General features: G+C 32.6%; 7 protein-coding genes. 4 read left to right on the plus strand and 3 right to left on the minus strand.

Annotated features, from left to right (window positions below; all coding sequences use genetic code 11):
* Positions 1 to 181: 181 nt before the first annotated feature.
* Positions 182 to 379 (minus strand): hypothetical protein, encoded by a 198-nt coding sequence (locus tag DK423_RS10830; RefSeq protein WP_005559107.1) that lies wholly within the window; start codon positions 377 to 379, stop codon positions 182 to 184.
* 725 nt (positions 380 to 1,104) lie between these two features.
* Between DK423_RS10830 and DK423_RS10835 the strand changes: the two genes are divergently transcribed.
* From DK423_RS10835 to DK423_RS10855, 4 genes are all read left to right on the plus strand, one after another.
* Entirely contained in the window at positions 1,105 to 1,392 is a 288-nt protein-coding gene (locus tag DK423_RS10835; protein ID WP_014167386.1) for a hypothetical protein, read from the plus strand.
* Positions 1,393 to 1,401: 9 nt separating this feature from the next.
* Complete coding sequence (locus DK423_RS10840) at positions 1,402 to 1,947, plus strand: zeta toxin family protein (protein WP_109043983.1); 546 nt, start codon at positions 1,402 to 1,404, stop codon at positions 1,945 to 1,947.
* A 208-nt stretch (positions 1,948 to 2,155) separates the two neighbouring features.
* Positions 2,156 to 2,419, plus strand: coding sequence for a hypothetical protein (locus DK423_RS10850; RefSeq protein WP_061886445.1), 264 nt, complete (start codon positions 2,156 to 2,158; stop codon positions 2,417 to 2,419).
* Positions 2,420 to 2,422: 3 nt separating this feature from the next.
* On the plus strand, positions 2,423 to 3,223 hold the full coding sequence (locus DK423_RS10855; RefSeq protein WP_061886446.1) for a Fic/DOC family protein: 801 nt from the start codon (positions 2,423 to 2,425) through the stop codon (positions 3,221 to 3,223).
* Positions 3,224 to 3,299: 76 nt separating this feature from the next.
* Here DK423_RS10855 and DK423_RS10860 read toward each other — a convergent pair whose 3' ends face one another.
* Both DK423_RS10860 and DK423_RS10865 read right to left on the minus strand, forming a co-directional pair.
* Positions 3,300 to 4,127 (minus strand): Fic/DOC family protein, encoded by an 828-nt coding sequence (locus tag DK423_RS10860; RefSeq protein ID WP_061886447.1) that lies wholly within the window; start codon positions 4,125 to 4,127, stop codon positions 3,300 to 3,302.
* Between the two features lies 1 nt (position 4,128).
* Positions 4,129 to 4,407: a hypothetical protein gene (locus DK423_RS10865; RefSeq protein WP_061886448.1), complete on the minus strand. Its 279-nt coding sequence runs from the start codon at positions 4,405 to 4,407 to the stop codon at positions 4,129 to 4,131.
* Positions 4,408 to 4,525 lie beyond the last annotated feature (118 nt).

The following is a 4,525-nucleotide window of genomic DNA, read 5'->3' on the forward strand; positions in this document are numbered from 1 at the left end:
GAAACAAAAAATAAAGATATGGAGAAAGTATATTGAAAGAAACCTATTAGAAAACGGGGTTAAAATAGGAAACAAAATAATCAAAGAGGCTAAAAACACCCCTCACTAAACCTCAAAACCGGTTAAAAAAATTTCAAATAATAGATTCTTATGAATAAGAGAGAGGTTTCCTGTCTCTTTTCTATTTTCCTTTCGGCTTTTCCTCCATTATTTGGGGTTGTGGTGCAATGATATCTTTTGTAATTTGATCAATATCATTGTTGATATTTTCTTCTTGGATACCATCCAAATCTTTCTTCCAAGATTTTGGTTCAGGGGCTTGGGTTGTGCAGGCTATAATAATAAAGGGTAAAGTTAAAATAAGTAATTTTTCAAGCATAGTTAGTCCTAAATTTTTTTCTAGTTAATGTCTTTACCTGTCATCGCCGGTAAAGGGGATCTTCCATACTTCCCCATACAACCATAAAATTCTTTTGCTATAAGGAAAGGTTTGATAGACCACTCCGGCACAGTTAAGCTCCCATTGAGAGATTAGTGGGTATATGCAAGATGACCTTTTGATTGCAACTAAGGCGTTGCTTTTTTTATTAAAACAAAATTGCTTCTACAATATTATTTTATCGTTTTTTTTGTTGAATGCAATAAATATATTTTTATTGTGTTATAACAGTAGGTGTTTTGGTTCTTATAAGGGGAAAAATAGAAATAATAATTAAGTACATAAATGTGAATGAAATGCTTTATTGGTAACAACGGGAGGAGTTATGACTGAATGCGGAAAAGACCTAAAATTTCTAATGGTAAAGCGGTTACTCTGACTGTAACAATTCCATTTGAGTTGGCGATCAGGTTAGAAAGTTTTCAATTTGAACATAGAATCCGTTCAAGAAGTTAGTTTGTGAGGGAGATATTAAAATTATATGGCAAGAGAGGGGAGCCTCTATTTTTTATGCTTAAGAAAACGTTTGTCACCATGTAACCAGCTGAATGCGGTACAATGCTATTCAAAACATACCGGTTTGATTATATTAGAAATATATTTTGAATTATGCTATATAACTGCCAAGTTTTTAAACAAGTAAATAAGAAAATAAGGAGAAACTAATGTTAAGTATTGAAAGAAAAAAACAAATGGTTGAAAGCCTGAAAAAAGACTATATAGTTTTGACTGAAATATTCCTTGAAGTTGCTGCTGATGCCAGAGCAGATATAGCTATGTTGGAATTAGAAAAAGTTATTGAAGATGCATCTAGAGAGAGGCTAGAAATTAGATATCTAGAAGATGAGTATATGTCTTTTGTACATACCGATCCAGTAAAAGCAGTTGATACCATTGAACGGCTCTATGAAATTGCAGAAAAATATGACTCCCTTAGAATGGATAAATTGTAGGACTGAAAAGTGGCAAAAGATATACAACCAACAATAGAATCTATTGAAAAAATATTTAGAGAAGAATATCAAGATCGTGCTTTATCAAGCGTTGATACACCGATGGTTATTTTTGTCACCGGTGTGAGCGGAAGTGGTAAATCCACAATGATAAAAAATATCAATGGGTTCCTGCCTAATAGATTTAGAATTCAGCCTGATAACTATCGGAAATTACATCCTAAACTAAATCAATATATTAAAGAACTAGGAAGAGATCATGCGCATAAAAAGACCGGCAATTTTTCTCATCGTTTTGCTCGAGGACTTCTTGATATATCTATCGAAAAACGTGTTAATGTTATCTATGAATCCACTTTTGGCAATATTGAAACGGCAAGAAGTTTGATAGAACCATTTAAGAATGCTGGATATACCGTGTTAGTTATTCAGCTTCCGGTTGATATGCGGTTAAGCATTGAGAGAAATTTAAGGCGATACGAAGAAAAAAAGGAGGATATGCATACTTTACCCCCGGATGGTTGCAAAAGACGATATAGAAAGAATGGCGAATAATTATCTTCAAAATCTGAATACACTCAAAGAAGAAGGGATAAATATATATACATTTGATGGCAAGGAAGATATACATCGTTTTGTAGAAAAGAGTATAAGAACCGCTCAATTCCGGCAGCGAAACCAAGCAATTAAACCATCCCCCGATAGTGGTGTAAACGAAAAAATAACTTCCACTTTTAAACTAAAAATTTAAGATGGCATTATTATGACTAGACTTTATAAAATTAATGAAAATAGCCCTTTCTTCAATCACATGCAGAACACAATTGTTGAGGATTCTTTATCCGATAGTGAAAAACAATCTCTATTTAGTACGATCATTAATGGTATTGTGGTTACGCAATTAGAGCGTTTTTATTTCACCGATGATGAAATTCAATTCCTTATTTACGCAGGCTTAAATAAAAGACCACCTGCTGAAACCACCGATATTTTAATGAAAAATCGCTTAAATAATGGAGATGGATAATCAATGGGATTGCTTGAACGATTGAATCCTTTTAAAAAGAAAGGGAGAGAAGAGATAAGCAAAGAAGATGATCTTGTCTCTTTTGTGAATGTTAAAGAAGAGGATAAATGGGCAGCTTATTTCTATCCCAGTACCTATAATCCACAAACAGGATTGGGTGTGATGAAAAATCTCAAAGGCCTTAAAGATGATGATTTTTTGATGCTATATGAAAATTTTTCGGTTGCATCTAACTTGCCCAAGCTCAATGATTTAAACAAGGAAATATCTATTCAGCATTTAAAAGATATTCATAAAACCTTATTCCAAGAGGTTTACTCTTGGGCTGGAGAGTTTAGGCAAGTAAACATGTCAAAAGGCAACTCAGCATTTTCTGATTATCGGGATATTGAAAAAAAACTTGAGTCGGTAATGCAAGATTTTAATAATCTTAGTAGTGTTAAGAATGATAAAGCGGCTTTTTCGGATAGGTTATGTCAGATTTATTTAAAACTAAATGATGTACATGCTTTTAGAGAAGGAAATGGTCGTACTCAGAATACATTTATTAAGCATGCTTGTGAACAGTACGATTACTCATTAGATTTGCAAAAGATAATGAATGACATGCGAAAAAATAGTTTTGATTATTATTCTTTATTTAAAGATTATCACAGTACTCAAGATTACTCTGCAATCAAAAAGTTTTTGTTTGACCCAAATTTAGTTAAAAACACACAAAAACAAAACTTATCTAAAGCATTTAGCGAAACATATAAGCGGCTTCAGGATAATGTTGAGCAGCAATCGAAGCAATACAAATAAAAATACTTTAAAGTTTGGTTAATTATTTTACAGTGTTATTGTTTTATTTTTAATAATTAAAAGATGGATTTTCGCCTTACTGTTTAATACTTCTATATTCTCCTTGGGCTTTATTTATTGATGCTGTGTGCTCGGCTATTTTGTTTTTTGCTACTTGGTTTGCCTCTTTAAATTGTCGTGAAAAAGATTGTCTTTCACCTATCTGATTAATTTGTAATTTTTCAAGATTAGCTTTGAATAGATTATTTAGAACAAGCGAACTGTCTCCAGTTTTATCGAAATATTGAAACCAAAAATAATATTGATCTCTCCCTATCTTCTCCATCGATGCTCGCAAATCTAATTTGTAGCCATTATGCTCTGCAAGTTGACGTACAAATTCATTTTGCGATCGTCCATTTCCTTCTCTGAACGCGTGGATTCGATTTATTGACAGATAAACTTCACACAGTGCCATTGCCATTAATTCAGGATTATCTTTAAATTTACCTAAATTATTTGTTGCGCTTATTTTTGTGGATAAATCATTAAATTCCTTTTCAATATTACCATAAGAAACAAAAGTATTTTGTACTCCCCCCGCTTTATACATATTAACTTGTCTTGGTTCACCCGCCCAAGAATATAGTTCTTCAAAATAAAATCTATGAATCAATTTTAGTCTATTGAAATCAAAATCTCCTTCTATATTGAGTTTATTAACACTTACCGCTTTGACTCTTGATATTTGCTTTTCCACTTTTTCTAATTTCTCAGCATCTCTAATACTGAGAAGGTTTTTCATCACCTGCGTTCCTTTGTAGAAGTAAGCATACCATTTTTCAGTTTCAGTAAGCCCCTTAAAAGAAACAATGTTGCTTTCGGGAGGGACTTCATTCTCTCTAATAAATTTAAAAGGATCCATACTAAAGTCCTAACGCCTCAACTTCTTCTTTACCTAGTTCATTGATAAGTAAATTTCTTGTTGCTTCATCTGCTGGCACATCATTTAGTGCAACATAAAGAAGATAGGCTTCCTCATCTGGAGTGCTTTTTTCGGTCTCAAGATCGACTGAAATCAGGTTTGTTTTTGTGATCCATACAATACGCTCTTTTTCTTCTTCACTTAATTTGTCTTCTACGGATGTATCTTGCATAAGGTGGAAAAATGGGCTATTCGGATTGCTCTCATAGTATTTTGACATTTTCTTTTCCTCTTCTAATGATATAGAACTAAACGGTATTTATCATTCTAACACCATTACTTTACAGTAAAAAGCCATGCCTCTTAAGGCTTTTATCTTATAAATTCATAAATGGTAA

This window comes from Aggregatibacter actinomycetemcomitans (genome assembly GCF_003130205.1).
Classification (GTDB): Bacteria; Pseudomonadota; Gammaproteobacteria; order Enterobacterales; family Pasteurellaceae; genus Aggregatibacter; species Aggregatibacter actinomycetemcomitans_A.

Coding starts and splice junctions, on each gene's coding strand:
- DK423_RS10835 (WP_014167386.1), top strand. CDS start 1,105: ATGTTAAGTATTGAAAGAAAAAAACAAATGGTTGAAAGCCTGAAAAAA.
- DK423_RS10830 (WP_005559107.1), bottom strand. CDS start 379: ATGCTTGAAAAATTACTTATTTTAACTTTACCCTTTATTATTATAGCC.
- DK423_RS10855 (WP_061886446.1), top strand. CDS start 2,423: ATGGGATTGCTTGAACGATTGAATCCTTTTAAAAAGAAAGGGAGAGAA.
- DK423_RS10860 (WP_061886447.1), bottom strand. CDS start 4,127: ATGGATCCTTTTAAATTTATTAGAGAGAATGAAGTCCCTCCCGAAAGC.
- DK423_RS10865 (WP_061886448.1), bottom strand. CDS start 4,407: ATGTCAAAATACTATGAGAGCAATCCGAATAGCCCATTTTTCCACCTT.
- DK423_RS10850 (WP_061886445.1), top strand. CDS start 2,156: ATGACTAGACTTTATAAAATTAATGAAAATAGCCCTTTCTTCAATCAC.